This window comes from Candidatus Poriferisocius sp. (assembly GCF_965208355.1).
In the GTDB taxonomy this organism is placed as follows: domain Bacteria; phylum Actinomycetota; class Acidimicrobiia; order Acidimicrobiales; family Bin134; genus Poriferisocius.
The window spans coordinates 2,758,290-2,776,876 of sequence record NZ_CBDBOM010000003.1; the positions used below are offsets into that span (position 1 = coordinate 2,758,290).

The following is an 18,587-nucleotide window of genomic DNA, read 5'->3' on the forward strand; positions in this document are numbered from 1 at the left end:
GGGTTCAGCGCGAATAGTCGTCGAGGCGGTCGGTGCTGGGATCGAAGGTGGGGAGCTGGTGCTGCACGGCCCCCTGGTGGGCGGCCAACTCGTCATAAACGATGGCCTCCACCTCGTCCCAAGTGGTGGCCCGAGGTGGGTCGAGATCCCGGTTGTAAGGCTGGTCGAACACTATGACGGTTCGGCCTTCTTCCCGTAGGGCCTCGACGTTGTGGGGGGCGTCTTCGATGTAAACGTGGGCGTCGACCGCGGTCTTACCGCCCACAAAGCACAGGTCGCGGTAGGGGATCTTGGCTTTGTCGAGCCACTCGGCGGTGTCGCCGGCGGCGATGGCGTGGTCCCAGTTGGTGTAGAGCCGGTGGGTGATGATGCGGATCCACACTCCGGCCTCTGACAGCCGCCACAGCGCCTTGGAGGCGCCGGGCATGGCCGGCATGTCAGCCAGCATCCGGTGCTCCACCACCGCCCGCCGGTGGTAGGTCTCAAAGTCGCCGTCCTCGAACCCCCATTCCTGAAAGCCCCACCCGCACTCCAGGGTCAGAGATTCCTCAGCCACGCCCTTTTCCTGGGCCACGATCTTGCGGAAGGCCACGGTGTGCTGAGCGCACACCCCGTCGAGGTCGACGCCGAGCACAAACGGCCCCGGGCTCATCGTCCCTTGGGGTGCCAGACGGTCTTGGTCTCGCAGAAGGCGTCGATGAGATAGGGGCTCTGGGCGGCCTCATCAGCCCACTGCCGCTCTGCGGCCGATGCGCTCACCACCCGGGTGATGGTGGCCGCGGCCTGGCGGGCCGCCGCCGCGCCCTGTTCAGAGTCGCAACCGGTGAGGTCCAGCGAATCCACCGCCACATGGCCGGCCAACGGGGAGACCAGCTCACCGCGGTGGCCGGTGATGATGTTGACCACCCCAGCGGGCACGTCGCTCAGCGCCAGGGTTTCGGCCAGGGTGATGGCGGCCAGCGGGCAGCGCTCGGAGGCCAGCACCACCGCGGTGTTGCCCGACACGATCACCGGGGCCAGCCGCGACACCAGCGGAAGCAGGGGAGGCTCGTCGGGGGCCACGATCCCCACCACTCCGGTGGGCTCGGGCACGCTGAGGTTGAAGTAGGGGCCGGCCACCGGGTTGGCCCCGCCCAAAACGGTGGGGAACTTGTCGGCCCAGCCGGCGTACCACACCCATCGGTCGATGGCTGTGGCGGTCTCTGTGGCGGCGGCTTCCTCCGAACACCCCTCGGTTGCCCGGAGCACCTCGGCGCAGAACTCGTCGCGGCGCGACTCCATGACCTCGGCCACCCGGTAAAGGATCTGGCCTCGGTTGTAGGCGGTGCGCCCAGCCCAGCCTGCTTGGGCCGAACGGGCCGCGGCCACCGCGTCCCGGACGTCTTTGCGCGATCCCTGGACGGCGTGAGCCAAGAGCTCTCCCCCAGCCCCAGTCACCGGATAAGACCGGCCCGACTCCGAGCGCTCAAACCCCCCTCCGATGAACTGCTTGTAGGTCTTGTTGACCGTTAACCGGCTGCTCATGCCGCTAGTGGTCCGTCCGTGAATTGGCGGGGCGGATTGCGACGGTAGCGGCGTTCCTCGCAAGGCGCACCGACGCAGCCATACTCGAAGCGTACGGCAAGGAGGAGCAACGCCGCGAGGGGCGTCGATGCCGAGCAGGGCGTCCTGTCCAATTCACGGACGGACCACTAACTCCACATAAGGAAGGAGACCCGCTCGGCCCCCTTCACGGCCGTAACCGCTCTCCCGGTAGCCGCCGAACGGGCTGGCCGGGTCGAATCGGTTGAAGGTGTTGGCCCACACCACGCCGGCCTGCATCCGGTCGGCCATCCACAAGATGCGCGACCCCTTCTCGGTCCAGATGCCGGCCGACAACCCATACGGGGTGTTGTTGGCCTTGGCCACCGCCTCCTCGGCGGTGCGGAAGGTGAGCACCGACAGCACCGGGCCGAAGATCTCCTCCTGGGCGATGCGATGGGCGGTGGACACGTTGGTGAACAGCGCCGGCGGGTGGAAGAACCCCTGCTCAGGCAGCACGCACTCTGGGGTGTACAGCTCGGCCCCTTCGGCTACTCCGGAGGCCACCAGCTCGGTGATGCGGTCGAGTTGGGCTTGGGAGTTGATGGCCCCGATGTCGGTGTTCTTGTCCAGTGGATCCCCCACCCTCAGGGTTTCCATGCGCCGCTGGAGCTTGCCGATTACCGCGTCGGCCACCGACTCTTGCACCAGCAGGCGGGACCCGGCGCAGCACACCTGGCCGCCGTTGAAGTAGATGCCGTTGACGATGCCCTCGGTCACCTGATCCAAGGCGGCGTCTTCGAACACGATGTTGGCCGCCTTGCCCCCCAATTCCAGGGTGAGGCGCTTTCCGGTACCGGCCAGCTCGGCACCGATGGCCCGGCCCACTTCGGTCGACCCGGTGAACGCCACCTTGTCCACGCCGGGATGGGACACCAGCGCGGCCCCGGTGGCGTCGTCGCCGGTGATGATGTTGACCACACCGGCGGGCACCTCGGCGTCGCGCAAGACGTCGGCCAACAGCAGGGCAGTCAGCGGGGTGGTCGGGGCCGGTTTGAGCACCGCGGTGTTCCCGCACGCCAACGCGGGGGCCAGCTTCCAGGCCGCCATGAGCAGGGGGAAGTTCCACGGGATGACCTGGGCAGCCACCCCTATCGGCGCGGCCCGGCGACCGCTGAAGGCGTAGTCGAGCTTGTCGGCCCAGCCGGCGTAGTGGAAGAAGTGGGCCGCAGCCAGCGGGATGTCGAGGTCGCGGGATTCCCGGATGGGTTTGCCCCCGTCCATGGTCTCCAATACCGCGAACTCTCGGGCTCGCTCTTGCAGCAGCCGGGCCACCCGGTATAGGTACTTGGCCCGCTCCGCTCCGGGCAGATCCCGCCAGCCTCCCTCCCACGCGGCCCGGGCCGCAGCCACCGCCCGGTCCACATCGGCGGCGTCGGCCACGCTCACCTCGGCCAACTGCTCCCCAGTGGCCGGGTTGATGGTGGGAGCCAGCGCCCCCGCGGCTGGCTCCACCATTTCGCCCCCCACAAACAGGCCGTACTGCGAGGCCAGTCGCACGGGGGCGGTGGACTCGGGGGCGGGGGCGTAGTCGAGCGCAAACCCGCTGGCGGGTTCCAATTCGTGCCCAGAAGACGAACGGTCAGTCAACGCTGAAATCCTCCCGCCGCTGGTAGCGGCCGTCACCGAGCTTGGCCCGCTGCATGAGCACATCGTTGAGCAGGCTGGATGCTCCCAGGCGGAACCGCTCCGGGGTCAGCCATCCTGATCCCAGCGTCTCGCCCACGATCACCAGGTAGTGCCAGGCCTGCTTGGCGGTGCGGATGCCCCCGGCCAGCTTGAGGCCCACGGCCCGCCCGGTTTGCTCGGCCATGTCCCGGATGGCTTCGGCCATGCACAGGGCGGTGGGTGGGGTGGCCGAGGTGCCGATCTTGCCGGTGGAAGTCTTGATGAAGTCGGCCCCGGCCACCATGGCCAGCATGGACGCCCTCCTGATTTGGTCGTAGGCGCCCAATTCCCCGGTCTCCAGGATCACCTTCAGGTGGGCCGATCCGCAGGCCTGCTTGGCCGCGGCGATCTCGTCGTAGGCCTGTTGGTACCGCCCGGACAAGAACGCCGAGCGGTTCAGCACGATGTCCACCTCGTCGGCCCCGGCGGCCACTGCCCAGGCGATCTCGGCTAGACGAGCCTCCAGAGGGGCCAAACCGGCGGGGAACCCCCCAGCCACGCTGGCCACCGCCACCGGGCTGTCGGCCAGCGCCTCGGCGGCCACCGGCACCAACTCGGGATACACGCACACCGCGGCCACTGGCGGCACCAACCAGTCGGAGGCATCGGGGTGACGGGCTCGGGCGCACAGGGCCTGGACCCGCTCGGGGGTGTCGGCCCCCTCCAAGGTGGTGAGGTCCATCATCCGGATGGCCAAATCCAGCGCCGCCGCCTTGGACGAGGTTTTGATCGACCGAGTACACAGCGACGCGGCCCGCTGCTCCAGCCCCACCGCGTCCACCGGGGTGATGCGTATGCCGGCCACGGCGTCGGCCGGTCCTGCCGGGGTCTCGACGGCAAGCAGATCGGTCACCCGTCCAAGGATAGGGCGGCGGTTCGACAACCGGTCACCCGTGATCCATGCCTAAGGTGAGGTAATGAGCGTTACGGTCGTCGATCACCCGCTGGTGCAGGCCCGCTTGACCGTGTTGCGTCGAGCCGAGACTCCATCACCGGAGTTCCGACAGGCCTTGGACGACCTGAGCGGACTGTTGGTCTACGAAGCCTTGCGGGATCTCCCTGCCACCGCCATCAGCATCGACACGCCGCTGGCCCGAACCTCCGGGGTGCACATCGCCGATCCCCCGCTGCTGGTGCCGGTGCTCCGGGCGGGGCTGGGCATGCTGGACGCGGCCCGCAAGCTGTTGCCAGAGGCCGCCGTGGGCTTTCTGGGCGTGCGCCGCAACGAGGAGACATTCCAGCCCGAGCCCTATCTCAACACCGTGCCCGACCACCTCAGCGGACAGGCCGTTTTGGTGTTGGAACCGATGCTGGCCACCGGGGGGTCGCTGGCCTATGTGTGTGGGCGGATGGCCGCAGCTGGGGCCGGACAGATCACCGCGGTGTGCGTGCTGGCCGCACCCGAAGGGGTGAAGGCACTAGAAGCCGCCGCTCCTGGCGTGAGGCTGTTCGCGGCGGCGGTAGACGAGGGCCTCAACGAGAGGGCCTACATCGTGCCCGGCTTGGGAGACGCGGGCGACCGCCAGTTCGGAGAGCTCTGAGCTGTTCCGGCTAAGAGAGAATCAGCCGGGTCCGCCGAGGTCGGTTTCGTAAGCGCTGTACACCACGTCGACGGCGTGGTGATTGAGCTGGTCCACCCGGTGGACGATGTCGGCCATCGACCGTTCCAGGCTGGAGTCGGGCTTTTGGGTGTGCAGCCGAGCGATCTGCTGTTGCACCGAGGCCTGGAGCTGAACCTGCTCGGTGCGGATCTTGTTCACCTGCGGCACCAGCCGGGGGGCCAGCTCGATGCACTCGTCGAACAACCCGAGGTCGCAATCCGAGCAGAAACCGGTAAGTGCCCGGCTGAGCTCTCCGAGCTGGTCTTCAAGGCGGTGCACCCAGTCATCGGGATTGTCAGCAGGCATGCCCTCGGACAAGAGCTCGTGCAGGCCAACCCCTGCTCTATTCAGCTCAACGCGCCAGTCTGTGTTTTCCCCCATGGCGATCTCCTCGTCATCATGTGGGAACGACCACGCTGTCGCTCTTGCGTTCAAGGCCAGCTTAGGCCCGCTCCAACGGAAAACGCCAGAGGACTTTTGCCAATTCTGCGCTTACGCCTGGTTGGGACTATCGGGCAGTGGGGCGCAGGATGTCGCCGGGGTGAGCGTCCACGCCGCTCTGATCCATTTCGCCGTCGCGGCGGATGGGGGTGCCGTTCACCAGCACATGGTTGATGCCCACGGAGGCGTCGGCGGTGAGCCGCTCGGCGTTGGCGGGGAAGTCTCGGATCCGGCGCAGCGGTCCGGGCGCCACGGTGTCGGCGTCGAACACCACCACGTCGGCATACGCCCCTTCCCGCAGATAGCCCCGGTCGACCAGGTTGAACAGGTCGGCCTGCACCCCTGAGAGCTTCCGCACCGCCTTTTCCATCGGCATGAGCTCGCGGTCGCGCACCCAGTTGCCCAAGAAATCGGTGGCCTGGGGAGCATCGCAAAGCTGGCCCACGTGGGCCCCGGCGTCGGACAGGCCCAGCGTGCAACCGTCCTGCTGCAACAGCATGGCCACACCGTCGGGATCGTCGTTGGCGATGATGCAGCTGATCCGAGTGGTCAGGTCGTCGGCCACCGCAGTGTCGAGCAGCACGTCGAGGGGGCGCACCCCCAGCTCCTCGGCCACGTCGGTAAGCCGCCGTCCGATCAGCTCGGGCCGGGAACCCGTCTCGGCGATCTGGAACGTCTCCCACCGGGGCCGCATGGCCTTTTGGTGCTCGAAGGCCTCCGCGGTCCGGTTGCGCCAATCCTCGTCGTCGTAGGACTTGAGCCGGGCGTCGTGGTCCTCGCTCATCAACGCGGCGAACTCGGGGTTCACGTTGAGGGTGAACGGGTCGGACATCACCATCTGGAAGGTGAGGGGGCGAGGAGTGACCTGGGGCCACACCTGGATCCCCTTCTCCCATGCCTCCCGGTTCTTGGCTGCGCTCTTCTCGTGGTTCCCGTTGGGGAAGGTCAACAGGGCGCCGTAGGTGAACGGCACGCCCACCTGAGGCTGCAACGCGTACATATCGTCGATGCCAATCTGCTCGCCGGGAGCAATCGACACCACTCCCCGGCGCTTTTGGCCCAGCACGCCGATGAGGGACTCGAACTCATCACGGGTGGCGAATCGGCTGGGAATGGGAAGACCGTCGGCGCCCCGGTGGGTCATGGCAAAGCTGGTGGCCAGCCCGGCCGCCCCGGCGTCGATGGCCTCGGCCACCACCTCCACCATGCGGGCCACCTCCCCGTCGGTGGACGCCCGCTCGTAGGCCTCGTCGCCGACCACGAACAGCCGCAATGCGGTGTGGCCGATGTAGGCCCCGAAGTTGAGGGCGATGCCCCGGTTAGAAATGGAGTCCAAATACTCGGGGAACGTCTCGAAGTCCCAGGGGATGCCCTCGGCCAGGCTATCCACGTTCATGTCCTCAACGTTTTCCAGCGTGCGGGCAATGAGATCCTGATGGCGGGGCCGGGTGGGCGCGATGGAGAAACCGCAGTTGCCGGCAATCACCGAGGTCACCCCGTGGTAGCACGAGGGGGTGAGCGCCGGGTCCCAGAACACTTGGGCGTCGTAATGGGTGTGGATGTCGATGAAGCCGGGGGCCACCACCTGGCCGCCGGCGTCCAATTCGACCTTGCCGGACAAGCCTGAACCGATCTCACTGATGCGATCCCCGGTGATGGCGACGTCGGCCTCCCGTCCCGGCTCGCCCGAGCCGTCCACCACAACTCCCCCGCGAATGACAACGTCTGCACTCATAGGTCAGAGTTTCCCACGCGAAGCTCGAACGCGCCTGTTCGGGCTCCCGAATGCACCACTGCGCCCACGTCGATCACCCGGGGTCCCTGGCGCACCACCCGCAGCGAAGCGGTCTGGCCAGCGTGAAGGCGACGGCTGCGCTCACCGTCGAAGGCCAACAGGCACGGTCCATCCACTTCGACCGGGGTGTCGAGATCCAGATACTCACTTCGAACCAAGCCAACCGCGGCGAACCACCCCGGGGCCAAAGCGGCCCTTATCAGCCGGGCTGGATATTGGCTGGGAGGCGCAAATTCCAACACCACCCCGCGTTCCTCGACGGAAGGGCACGGCAGCACCGTTCCAGCTAGGCCGCTGAAGCCGATGGCGGCCGGATCGGCCTGGGTCAGTACGCCAAGCATCATGGTCTCGGGATCGAACAGCTCCAGCGAACCCACATAGGGGTCGTCCACCGCGATCGCATCCACCAGCGCCATGTCGGTCTCGGTGCCGGTGTCACCACCGGTCACCTCCACCGCCACCACCTTGGCCCGGGCCGAATGGGCCATGAGGCTCACTGCACCGGTGGCAACAAGTCCCGCGGCCACGCCGGCCACGGTGGGCTCAACGTGGACGGGAAAGGCGTTGTTGGTTCCAGTAGAGATCGGGATCAGCGGCGCGTCGGGCCATCCCAGAGCCAGCGCCCGATTGGTGCCGTCTCCCCCCAGGCTGACCACTGAGCCGCATCCGGCGTCCCGCATCGCCCGGGCGGCGTCCACCGAATCCCGCTCGTTGTGGTGAAGGGGCAGGTCGAGAAACGCCACCTTCAGGGGCAGGTGGAGGTTCTCGGTGGCGCGCCGGGTGATGGAGAACGGATCGCGGGTCAACACCACCTCCTCGGCACCCGCTTCGGTCGCTCCGTGGATGATGCGGCGCAGAATGCTGACCTTGTCCTCGACGGTGGACGAGCCCGCACTGGTGAGCAGGCGGCGCACATCGCTGCCCGAACGCGGGTTCACCAAGATGCCGACAGTGGACACTCCTCCATGTTGTCAGCATCAGTCCAGCGCGTGGTTGTCGTTGCCAGCATCCATTCAGAATATGGTCATTCACCGACATTCACAGTTCTCGGTACAAGACGGTGATCGTTCTTTTTTAGGTTTTGGGGCGCGTTGCGTATTGTTGTGGGCCACTGGTTCAGAGGAGGTGCCGCCATGCGCCGGGCCCAAGTGTTGTTGATGGTGCTGATGTTGGCTGTGTTGGGCGCGGCCTGCGGCGGAGGAGGAGGAACGACTTCGGAGGATCGCCCGATCGGCGTGGACTCCGACGAGTTGGTCACCGCCACCATCGCGGTCCCGGAGCCGACCCTTCCCCCCACCCCCACACCTACTTCAACTCCAGAAGCGTTCATCTACGTCGTGCGTGAGGGCGACACGCTGGGCAGCATCGCCGACGAGTTCGGCATCACCTGGCAGGAGATCGACGCCGTCAACGAGTTGGAGAACCCCAACGTTTTAAGCATCGGCCAGGAGATTGAGATTCCCCAGGACGCGCCGGTGGTGCTCAACAGCGACGGCACCGTCCGCCCCGGCGAGCGCACCCACATCGTGGTGGCTGGCGACACGTTGCTGGACATCGCCCTTCAGTACGGCAAGACCCTGGATGAGGTACTCGAGGCCAACAACATCACCGCAGCCAACCTGATCCAGGTCGGCCAAGAGCTCATCATTCCCCCCGACGCAGAAGAGCCCGCGCCTTAGTGGTTCGACCGACGACCAATAGATCAGTGCGTTGTACGAGCCCTGGTCGAACAGCAGGTTGTGGATATCCACAATTTCGGCACACCGCGCTTCTAGTGTGGGATACATGGCCGCTCCGGCTCGTGCATGGCTTCTTGCGCCCAAGGCAAGGCGCAAAGCCACCATGTGGTGTCCTCTTTGCGATGTCACCTGGTGGGGCACGGCGCGCGACACCTGTTGGTCGTGCCGCCAGCACACCGCCACCACCCCGGCCCCGACTGCCAACGTTCGCGTGCTAGCTGCCAGCACAGTTGGCGAGTCGTGAGCGCTGGGCTTCTAATTCCCGCTGCCATCATCCTGGGTTGTGGCCTGCTCGGTCTCATTGTGGCCTTTTCCACCCGCAAGAAGAAGGCGTTGTGGGACATATTTCCTGGCCCAACCCCCGATGCTGGGGTTGAGAACCAAGTCGGCAGACCTGAGTTGTTCGACGGCGGCGCCGAGTACTCCCCGTCGGAGGGCGATTTAGAGAACGGCGCGGGCAACGGCCGACCAACGCTGGAGTTGGTGGGTGATCCCGCGGAGGACGTTGCTGATGTGGTGGGAATCTCCCGATCCGGCCAAGAGCTCCTGACCCAATGGCACCGTCGGCACGAGCAAACGGTGTCGGACTGGATAGAGAACCACCAGAAGGTGTTGAGCGATATCAATGCCTCCGGACTTCAGATCGACATGGGCCAGCGCGACGAACTGTTGGCCGGACACGATGAGCTGGCCCCGAAGATGCGAGAGGCCATCGCCAGCCATCCCTCACCGGTCATGCGGGCCGAGCTGAGCGCCATGCACGTGGCCGGCGAGGCGGCGGTGTTCGCAGTGATCAAGAGCGACTACGAAACCGCTCGTCGCCAACACCTCATCTATGTGCAGTATCGGGATGAGTGGATCGAGCGGCTCCGCCAATTCTCCCAAAGCCCCATGACCAGTCTTCGTTCGGTGATGAATACCGACGAATTCGAGTTGGAGGAGATACGCGCCGCGCTGGAATCCGCTCTGTTCGAAACCGAAGAGCCCGAAGAGGTCGAGCCCGACTTCGAGGCCCCAATCATGGTCAGAGAAGAACGGGAGTCGGTTCTCGACTTGGTGGACCAGACCGATGGTCCCTTGCAGGTTGCCGTCGGCACTCCCGACGACACCACGGAGGACCTTGAAGGCGGCCGCATCCGCCGCGTCCTTCGCCGCCGCCGCACCCCCGAGGACCCTGAGTAGAAAAAGCGGCGACGCTAATCCAGACCTCTTTGGTCAGGTATTGCCCTGACCGGGTAGGGTGAACAGACTTCCTGCATCATTCGCAGCAAAGCAAGGAGCCGGAAATGGCCATTCAACTAGGCGACATCGCCCCAGACTTCACCGCCGAAACCACCGAGGGAACCATCTCCTTCCACGAGTGGAAAGGGGACTCCTGGGCGGTTCTGTTCTCCCATCCCAAGGACTTCACCCCGGTGTGTACCACCGAATTGGGCTACACCGCTCGGCTGGCCGAGCAGTTCGCGGCCCGCAATGTAAAGGTGATCGGCCTGTCGTGCGACTCGGTCGAAGACCACATTGCATGGTCACAGGACATCGAGGACACCCAGGGCATTCGTCCCAACTTCCCGATGATCGGCGATGCCGACCGAGCGGTGGCCGACCTCTACGACATGATCCACCCCAATGCCAGCGACACCATGACGGTGCGCTCGGTGTTCGTGATCGGTCCCGACAACGCGGTGAAGCTCACCATCACCTATCCGGCCAGCACCGGGCGCAATTTTGATGAGGTTCTTCGGGTGATCGACTCGCTCCAACTAACCGCCACTAAGAAAGTGGCCACCCCGGTGAACTGGATGCACGGCGACGATGTGATCATCGTGCCCGCCCTCTCCAATGATGAGGCCGCGGAGCTGTTCCCCGATGGTTGGGACGAGCAGAAGCCCTACCTTCGTGTAGTCTCCCAGCCATAATCTCCACTACTTCCACCAAGGAAAACCTGGCTGACGCCGAAGGGGTGCTATTTCCATGAGCGATGCGTCCACGCTGGCCACAGAGACCATGGCTGCCGCCCGAGCGGTAGAAGCGGTAAAGATCTACGGGTCGGGGGAGACCGAAGTCCGAGCCCTCGACGGGGTGGACATTACCTTTGAGAAGGGCAAATTCAGCGCCATCATGGGCCCGTCGGGCTCGGGCAAGTCTACCCTCATGCACTGCATGGCCGCACTCGACAATCTCACCGAAGGTCACGCCCTCATCGGCGACACCGACCTGAGCACCCTGTCGGACAAAGAGCTGACCCTGTTGCGCCGCGACAGGGTGGGGTTCATCTTCCAGGCTTTCAATCTGGTGCCCACCCTGAACGCCATCGAGAACATCACCCTGCCCATGGACCTGGCTCGACGCGAACCCGACCAGGCGTGGGTCGACAGCGTGATCGCCACCGTGGGGCTGGCCGACCGACTCACCCACCGGCCCAACGAGCTATCGGGGGGTCAGCAACAACGAGTGGCGGTGTCCAGGGCGCTGGCCAGCCAGCCGGAGATCATCTTTGCCGACGAGCCCACCGGCAACCTCGACTCCCGGTCGGGCAACGACGTGCTGAAGTTCATGCGCGAAGCGGTGGACGATCTGGGCCAGACCATTGTGATGGTCACCCATGACGCCAAGGCGGCATCGTTCGCCGACCGGACCGTGTTCTTGGCCGACGGCAGACTTCAGGGCGAGATGCTCAATCCCACCGCCGATCAGATCCTCGACTACATGAAGATTCTGCAAGTGGGCCAGTTCGTCCGGGGCATAACAGAGGGGGCAACCATGGAAGAAGTGTTGGAATACATGAAGGACCTGGACGACTGAGCTTGGGCGCAGCCAGGTAGCCCCTCCTCGAAGTTCATGACCCGGTAGTCGGCGGATGACCCTCCTGCGATACAGCCTCCGAAGCATCGCCGGCGTCAAGGTGAGGTTCGCGCTCACCACCCTTGCCGTGATCATCGGGGTCGCTCTCACAGTGGGCGTGCTCATCTCCACCGACGGCCTCCGCGCCTCCCTCAACGAGTTGTCGGGCAGGATCTACGAAAAGTACGACTTCACCGTTCGCGCCGCAACCGATGTCGGTGATCGCAATGAGGGCGTGCCCCTCCTCCCCGTGGAATTGAGTGAGGAGCTTGCGTCGATCGACGGCGTAGAGGCGGTAGTAGGACTGGCGCAGGAATTCAACGTGGTTGCCATCGACGGTGACGGCAACGCCGTAGACCCCGGTGTGGGACGACAAATGGGCTTCGGCTGGCCCGAGTCCGAAGTGCTGAGCACGGTCTACCCATATCCCGACGGCATAAGTCGCCAACCCGTCGGACCCGATGAAATGGCCATCGACCACTTCACCGGCCGGGAAAACGGCTTCATTATCGGCGAGCGCTACGAAGTGGCTACTCCCTCCGGAACCTTCGACTTCGAGCTTGTCGGCTACCTGTACTTCCTCGATCCCGAGACCCGCATCACTCTTCAAATTGTCTCCTGGGACATGACAACCACCCGGCAGCTTGTTCACGGTGGCGGCGGCTACGACCTCATCCACGGGAAGCTGTCACCCGGCGCATCGTACGACGAGGTGGCTGCGGCCATCGGTGCCCGCGTCGGCCCTTACATCGAGGTGATCTCCAGACAGGAAAACATCGAAGAAAGCAACCAAGAGTTCGCCGAAAACATCGACCTGATTCGGAACCTCTTGCTGGCTTTCGCCGTCATCGTCCTGATCATCTCGGGGTTCATTACCTACAACACGTTCATCCTGGTCATGGGTCAGCGGATCAGAGAATTGGGGCTGCTGCGAGTTCTCGGCGCTGGGCGGGGTCAAGTCGCTCGAGTCGTCGGGTTCGAAGCCCTGATCGTAGGGATCGTGGCCACCATCGTGGGATTGGGTCTCGGCGTCTTAGTGGCCCTTGGCATTCGCTCCGCGCTGGACAGCTCCGGTGCTCACCTTCCCGAATCCGATGTGATTATCAGCGGGTGGACCATTGTTGCCGCGGTGGTCATCGGCATCGGCGTGACCATGGTTACCGCCATCTGGCCGGCCATGCGGGCCCGCCGGGTCACGCCCATGGTGGCGCTGGCCGATGAGGCCGAAATCGACCCCTTCAACCGGCGCCGCTCTCTGATCATCGGGTCGGTAGTCAGCGGAGCTGGATTGATTCTGCTGCTCATCGGCCTGCTGGCCGACCTTTCCACCTCTGAACTCCTTCTTCCGCTTGGCTTGGGAGCGCTGTTGATGCTGCTGGGGGTCAACATCATCACCCCGGCCCTAGCCCGATCGATGTCGCTATTCCTGGGGTGGCCCGCCAACCGGCTGTTCACCATCAACGGACGACTGGCCCGACTGAACGCGGCCCGCAATCCCCGCCGTACCGCTACCACCGCCTCGGCGCTCATGATCGGGCTGGCCATGGTGTCACTGGTCGCCGTGCTGGGAACATCCTTCAAGCAGACCTTGAACAGCCAACTAGAAGACTCAGTGCAGGCTGATTGGCTCATCTGCACCGGCGATTGCAGCAACGACACGTCAGCACTCAGCACTCAGCTCGGGGCATTCAGTCTGGAGGCTTCCCAGAGGATGGCAGGGTTGCCCGAATTGGAGTCGGTGGAGAACTTCCGGTTCCGCTCCGATGCTGTGCGCACCTCCGACGGCGAACAGCGCCGGATTACCGCCGCCGACCTCGACTCGTTCTCCCCCCACGTCAACCCGGGCGTCGTCGTCGGCAGCTTGAGCCAAGCGGGCCTTGGCCATGTGCTGATGGAAAAGGATCTAGCCGATGATTTGGACGTAGCGGTCGGAGACCAGATATCCCTCGAGTTTCCCGGCGAGCAGCATTCGACCTTTGAGGTCATTGCCCTTCACACCGAAACATCAGTTGTCGGCCCCTTGGTGATTGATACCTCCGACTGGGAACGCCTTGAGCTCAGCAACCAAGTCAACCTGGTGACAGCAGTCACCGCTCCGGGTATCGAACTGGACCAGGCTCGGTCAGCAATGGAATCCATCCTTACCGACTACCCCCAGGTCAACGTGAAAAACCAGGCCGAATACCGGGAGAGCCGAGCCTCACAGATCAACAACCTGCTGGTCATCATCAACGTGTTCTTGGTGCTCGCGCTGCTCATCGCGGTGGTAGGCATCGCCAACACCATGGCCCTATCGATATTCGAACGAACTCGAGAATTGGGTCTTGTGCGAGCCATCGGCATGGCCAAGCGGCAAACCTGGGGAACAATCTTCTTGGAAAGCATCATTGTGGCCGTGTTCGGGGGGCTCATCGGCGTCGCCACCGGCGTAGTTGCCGGCTCGATTGCCGCGGCCGCCTTCCCCTCAAACTTGATCTCCAGCCCGTCCATACCCTGGGTGACTTTGGTGATTTACCTGGTTGTTTCAGCCTTGGCCGGAATGCTGGCCGCCTTCTTCCCGGCCCGCCGGGCCAACCGCCTCAATGTGTTGGAAGCCATCGCTCACCAGTAAGAATGCCGCTATAGGCCTCATCCGCTACGCCCTGAAGAGCATCGCAGGAACCCGCATTCGGTTCCTGCTGACCACGCTGGCCGTCGTCGTGAGCGTGGGATTCACCGTGGGCGTGCTAGTCACCACTTCGGGGCTCCGCTCCACGTTCGACACTCTCTCCGAGGACATCTTCGAGGGCGTTGATCTGTCGGTGCGCCCCGAGCTGGCCTTCGGCGACCGGGGCGAGAGCGGGACACTGGTAGACCCCGAGCTCCTCGACGATGTGCGGTCGGTAGACGGGGTGGCGGCCGCAGTGGGGACGGTGGTCGAGTTCAACGTGGTTCCCATCACCGCTGACGGCGAAGCGGTGGAGCTTTTCGGACCCCCGCAGATCGGCATCGGCTGGCCCTCCGACGACTCCCTGGGAGCTCTCAAGGTGTGGCCCGATGGCGTCAGCCGGATCCCCTCCGGGCCCGACGAGTTCGCCATGGACGCCGACACCGCCGACGAGAACGGATTCGAAATCGGCGAACGCTACCGGGTGTCCACCCCCGGCGGCACCGAAGCGTTCACCCTGGTCGGACTGTTCCGTTACGGCAGCGGTGACAATGCCACCGCGGGCGCGCAAATGATGGCCTGGGACATCGAGACCGCCCGCCAACTGCTGCACAACGGTGGGGGCTACGACAGCATCGACATCCGACTGGAGCCCAATACCTCACCGGAGGCGGCATCGGCGGCCGTGGCCACGGTGCTTGACGATGGCTTGGAGGTGGTGGCCAATCAGGAGTTGGTGGAAGAACAGTCCGACCTGTTCAACGAGTTCATCGGCTTCTTCGAGTACTTCATGCTGGGATTCGCCGTGGTGATCCTGGTGGTGTCGGCCTTCATCATCTACAACACCTTCACCATCCTGGTGAGCCAGCGCACCCGGGAGCTGGGGCTGCTGCGGGCATTGGGGGCCAGCGGCCGGCAGGTCACCGCCATCGTGGTCGGCGAAGCAATCGCCGTCGGGGTGATGGCCAGCGCCGCCGGGCTCGGACTAGGGGTGCTGATTTCTCTTGGCATCCGAGCATTGATCTCAGGCTTCGGCGCCGGCTTGCCCGACGCGCCCATCGTTGTGGGCACCAACTCAATTCTGGCCGCGGTGTTAGTCGGGGTGGGCGTGACCGCGGTGTCAGCCATTTGGCCCGCCTTGAGAGCCCGGCGGGTGACTCCCATGGCGGCGCTCACCGGGAATATGCCGCCCCGACTTACCGAGGAGCGCCGCTCAACTGGGCTGGAGAAGCTGCTCACCGCGTCCAGCGTGATCTTGGTGGCATTCGGAATCGTCTCGGAAACGGCTTCAGTCATCGTGGTAACTGCGCTGGTTGGCGCGGTGTTGGCCTTCGTCGGGGGTCGCAACCTGCCCCAGCCGGTGGGTCAGGCCCGGGTGTTGATTTTGGGCCTGGCCATGCTCATCGTGGCCGTGGTCGGAGAATTCCCGACCAGCTCGCTATTGGCCTTGCTGGGCATGAGCGCATTGTTGGTGTTTGTGGGGATGAACCTGGTCAGCCCGGTGTTTGCCGTACCGGTTTCCAGAGTCTTGGGATGGATCCCGGCCAAGGTCTCCCAAGTGAGCGGGCGGCTGGCCCGACAGAACGCGGAGCGCAGCCCCCGGCGTACGGCCAACACCGCCTCGGCTCTCATGATCAGCCTGGCTCTGGTGTCAATGGTCTCGGTGCTGGGACAGTCCTTCAAACAGACCCTGGATGACACCCTGGACCGCTCGGTCAAGTCCGACTGGCTAATCTGCCCGGGAGGCTGCGGCGACCCCACCGAGACCTTCAGTACGCAAGCGGCCCAGAGGATCAGTGAACGCGACGAGGTGGCCTCGGTGCTGGCCTCTCGGTTCAAGTTCGAGGGGGTCCGGTCGGTGATCGATGGCGATGTCGACGAAGTCGGGGCCGTTGATCTGGATGTCCTCCCCCTGCACTTCGACATCGAGGTAACCAGGGGCAGCCTTGCCGGTGCCGGTCCCGGCGATGTTGCCCTGCACACCGACCAGGCCGACGACTTGGCGGTCGGCGTCGGCGATCCGGTGGAGCTGGAATTCTCCGACGGCCAGACGGCGACCTTTGAGGTGGCGGCCATCTTCGAAAACAATGCGATATTCGGCTCTTGGCTGATCGATATCGTCGACTGGGACCGCTACCTATTCGAGCAAGAGGACGGCTTTATCTCGGCTCTGACCGCACCGGGCTACACCGCGGACCAGGCTCGAGAGGCAATCGAGCAGGCCACCCTGGCCTACCCGCAGCTCAACGTGCGGGACCAGGCCGAGTTCCAAGAGACCCAAGAGAGCCAGATCGACACGTTCTTGGGGGTGGTCAACGCCTTCTTGGCCATATCCCTGATCGTCGCCCTCATGGGAGTGGCCAACACGCTGGCCCTCTCGGTGTTCGAGCGGACCCGTGAGCTGGGGCTGTTGCGAGCAGTGGGCATGTCCCGTCGCCAGGCGCGGCGGATGATCCGCTGGGAAGGGGGCATCGTGGCCGTGTTCGGCGGGCTCATGGGCATAACCGTCGGGGTGCTGTTCGGCTGGGCCACGGTGGAGATCATCCCCGACAACTTCGTCTCGTCGTTCGCCATCCCGTGGGGCACGCTGTGGATCTATTTGGTGGTGGTGGCCGTTGCCGGCCTGCTGGCCGCTTCGATACCGGCCCGCCGGGCCAGTCGCCTCAACGTGCTCGACGCCATCTCCTACGAATAGTCGTCCAGCGGCGACGCAAGCCCCGGTTACGCTGCGGAGCATGCACGACACCGGCGAGTGGCAAGCGCTGAGTGCCCACCGAGAGGCGCTTGACGGCGTGCATCTGCGGGATCTGTTCGACCGCGACCCGCAACGAGGCGAGCGGCTGGTGGCCGAGACCGACGGGCTGCTGGTGGACTACTCCAAGAACCGGCTGACCGATGAGACAGTGGCGATGCTGGCCGCCTTGGCCGACCGGACCGGGCTACGGCACCGGATTGAGGCCATGCTCGATGGCGAGCCGGTGAACACCACCGAAAACCGTCCCGCCTGGCACGCCGCTCTTCGCCGACCCGATCCGCCTCCCGAAATCCGGCAACAACTCGACCACATGGCGGGCTTCGCGGCCGACGTCCGAGGTGGAGGGTGGCAGGCAGTGGTGAACATCGGCATCGGCGGGTCGGACCTGGGACCGGCTATGGCCACCTCCGCACTGGCGGCCTACGCCGACGCCGACTTGGACGTCCGCTTTCTGTCCAACGTGGATGGCGCCCACTTCGGTGCCACCACCCGGGGCCTGGACCCAGCCCGAACCCTGTTCATAGTGGTGTCCAAGACGTTCACCACCACCGAGACCCTGGCTAATGCCATCACCGCCCGGGCATGGGTCGCCGACGCCGTGGGGCTGGAGAAGGCGGGCGGTAACTTCGCCGCCGTCACCGCCAGCCCCGACAAGGCCCGGGAATTCGGCATCGATGCCAACGCCGTTTTCGCCATGTGGGACTGGGTGGGCGGCCGCTATTCGCTGGCCTCCGCGGTGGGGCTCAGCCTCATGATCGCCGTCGGGCCTGACGACTTCGCCGACATGCTGGCTGGGATGCACTACATCGACGAGCACTACCGCACCGCCCCATGGGAGGAGAACCTGCCCGCCCTGCTGGGGCTCATCAGCATCTGGAACCGCAACTTCTGGGACTGGCCCACCTACGGGCTGCTCCCCTACGCCCAAGAGCTGGCCCTGTTCCCGGCCTACATCCAGCAGCTCGACATGGAGAGCAGCGGCAAGTCGGTTCGGGCCGACGGTACTCCGGCGGGCGTGGGCACCGGCCCGGTGGTGTGGGGTCAACCGGGCACTAACGGCCAGCACGCATTCCATCAGCTCTTGCATCAAGGCACCGATATCGTCCCGGTGGAGTTCGTCGGCTTCTGCCGCCCCAACCACCCCCACATCGAGCACCACGACCTGCTCATGGCCAACTTGTTCGCCCAGGCCGAGGCCCTGGCCTTCGGCGCCCCCGACACCGGCGATCCCCACCGGAGCTTTCCCGGCAACCGACCCAGCACCGTGGTCCTCGCCGACCAGCTCACTCCCCGCTCGCTGGGCCAGCTGGTGGCCCTCTACGAACACAAGGTGTTCACCCAAGCCACCGTGTGGGGCATCAACCCCTTCGACCAGTGGGGAGTGGAACTGGGCAAGACCCTGGCCAGCGGCATCGCCGCCGAACTCACCGGCGCAGCCACCCCCGACCCCACCCGCGACTCCTCCACCCAATCCCTCATCAACCGCTACGTCGCCTGTCGGCGGGGTGTGACAAGATAA

General features: G+C 65.0%; 15 protein-coding genes. 8 read left to right on the plus strand and 7 right to left on the minus strand.

Features of this window, described 5'->3' with window-relative positions; genetic code table 11:
- Nucleotides 1-4: 4 nt before the first annotated feature.
- The 4 genes from ACOGXH_RS14095 to deoC all read right to left on the minus strand — a co-directional run bounded on the left by ACOGXH_RS14095 (nt 5) and on the right by deoC (nt 4,030).
- The gene (locus ACOGXH_RS14095) at nt 5-652 is read right to left on the minus strand and encodes a 5' nucleotidase, NT5C type (protein WP_419929726.1); all 648 of its coding nucleotides are present in this window, start codon (nt 650-652) and stop codon (nt 5-7) included.
- Nucleotides 649-1,524, minus strand: a complete 876-nt coding sequence (locus tag ACOGXH_RS14100; RefSeq protein ID WP_419929727.1) for an aldehyde dehydrogenase family protein — start codon at nt 1,522-1,524, stop codon at nt 649-651. The genes ACOGXH_RS14095 and ACOGXH_RS14100 overlap by 4 nt, the downstream gene beginning before the upstream one ends.
- Nucleotides 1,525-1,677: 153 nt before the next feature.
- A complete protein-coding gene (locus ACOGXH_RS14105) occupies nt 1,678-3,141 on the minus strand; it encodes an aldehyde dehydrogenase family protein (protein ID WP_419930379.1) in 1,464 nt (487 codons plus the stop codon).
- A gap of 22 nt (nt 3,142-3,163) precedes the next feature.
- Nucleotides 3,164-4,030 (minus strand): deoxyribose-phosphate aldolase, encoded by an 867-nt coding sequence (gene deoC / locus ACOGXH_RS14110; RefSeq protein WP_419930380.1) that lies wholly within the window; start codon nt 4,028-4,030, stop codon nt 3,164-3,166.
- Between the two features lie 136 nt (nt 4,031-4,166).
- Here deoC and upp point away from each other — a divergent pair, with 136 nt between their 5' ends.
- Complete coding sequence (gene upp, locus ACOGXH_RS14115) at nt 4,167-4,790, plus strand: uracil phosphoribosyltransferase (RefSeq protein ID WP_419929728.1); 624 nt, start codon at nt 4,167-4,169, stop codon at nt 4,788-4,790.
- A gap of 21 nt (nt 4,791-4,811) precedes the next feature.
- Here upp and ACOGXH_RS14120 read toward each other — a convergent pair whose 3' ends face one another.
- From ACOGXH_RS14120 to ACOGXH_RS14130, 3 genes are all read right to left on the minus strand, one after another.
- Nucleotides 4,812-5,231: a hypothetical protein gene (locus tag ACOGXH_RS14120; protein ID WP_419929729.1), complete on the minus strand. Its 420-nt coding sequence runs from the start codon at nt 5,229-5,231 to the stop codon at nt 4,812-4,814.
- Between the two features lie 127 nt (nt 5,232-5,358).
- A complete protein-coding gene (locus ACOGXH_RS14125; protein ID WP_419929730.1) occupies nt 5,359-7,026 on the minus strand; it encodes an N-acyl-D-amino-acid deacylase family protein in 1,668 nt (555 codons plus the stop codon).
- On the minus strand, nt 7,023-8,045 hold the full coding sequence (locus ACOGXH_RS14130) for an NAD(+)/NADH kinase (RefSeq protein ID WP_419929731.1): 1,023 nt from the start codon (nt 8,043-8,045) through the stop codon (nt 7,023-7,025). The genes ACOGXH_RS14125 and ACOGXH_RS14130 overlap by 4 nt, the downstream gene beginning before the upstream one ends.
- A gap of 174 nt (nt 8,046-8,219) precedes the next feature.
- Between ACOGXH_RS14130 and ACOGXH_RS14135 the strand changes: the two genes are divergently transcribed.
- The 7 genes from ACOGXH_RS14135 to pgi all read left to right on the plus strand — a co-directional run bounded on the left by ACOGXH_RS14135 (nt 8,220) and on the right by pgi (nt 18,587).
- The gene (locus ACOGXH_RS14135) at nt 8,220-8,765 is read left to right on the plus strand and encodes a LysM peptidoglycan-binding domain-containing protein (protein WP_419929732.1); all 546 of its coding nucleotides are present in this window, start codon (nt 8,220-8,222) and stop codon (nt 8,763-8,765) included.
- Between the two features lie 300 nt (nt 8,766-9,065).
- The gene (locus tag ACOGXH_RS14140) at nt 9,066-10,007 is read left to right on the plus strand and encodes a hypothetical protein (protein ID WP_419929733.1); all 942 of its coding nucleotides are present in this window, start codon (nt 9,066-9,068) and stop codon (nt 10,005-10,007) included.
- A 104-nt stretch (nt 10,008-10,111) separates the two neighbouring features.
- Nucleotides 10,112-10,741 carry a peroxiredoxin gene (locus ACOGXH_RS14145; protein ID WP_419929734.1) on the plus strand — a complete coding sequence of 210 codons (630 nt, stop codon included), beginning with the start codon at nt 10,112-10,114 and terminating at the stop codon, nt 10,739-10,741.
- 55 nt (nt 10,742-10,796) lie between these two features.
- Nucleotides 10,797-11,627 (plus strand): ABC transporter ATP-binding protein, encoded by an 831-nt coding sequence (locus ACOGXH_RS14150; protein ID WP_419929735.1) that lies wholly within the window; start codon nt 10,797-10,799, stop codon nt 11,625-11,627.
- A 55-nt stretch (nt 11,628-11,682) separates the two neighbouring features.
- Nucleotides 11,683-14,277, plus strand: coding sequence for an ABC transporter permease (locus ACOGXH_RS14155; RefSeq protein WP_419929736.1), 2,595 nt, complete (start codon nt 11,683-11,685; stop codon nt 14,275-14,277).
- A complete protein-coding gene (locus tag ACOGXH_RS14160) occupies nt 14,249-17,008 on the plus strand; it encodes an ABC transporter permease (RefSeq protein ID WP_419929737.1) in 2,760 nt (919 codons plus the stop codon). The genes ACOGXH_RS14155 and ACOGXH_RS14160 overlap by 29 nt, the downstream gene beginning before the upstream one ends.
- Nucleotides 17,009-17,048: 40 nt before the next feature.
- Entirely contained in the window at nt 17,049-18,587 is a 1,539-nt protein-coding gene (pgi, locus tag ACOGXH_RS14165) for a glucose-6-phosphate isomerase (protein WP_419929738.1), read from the plus strand.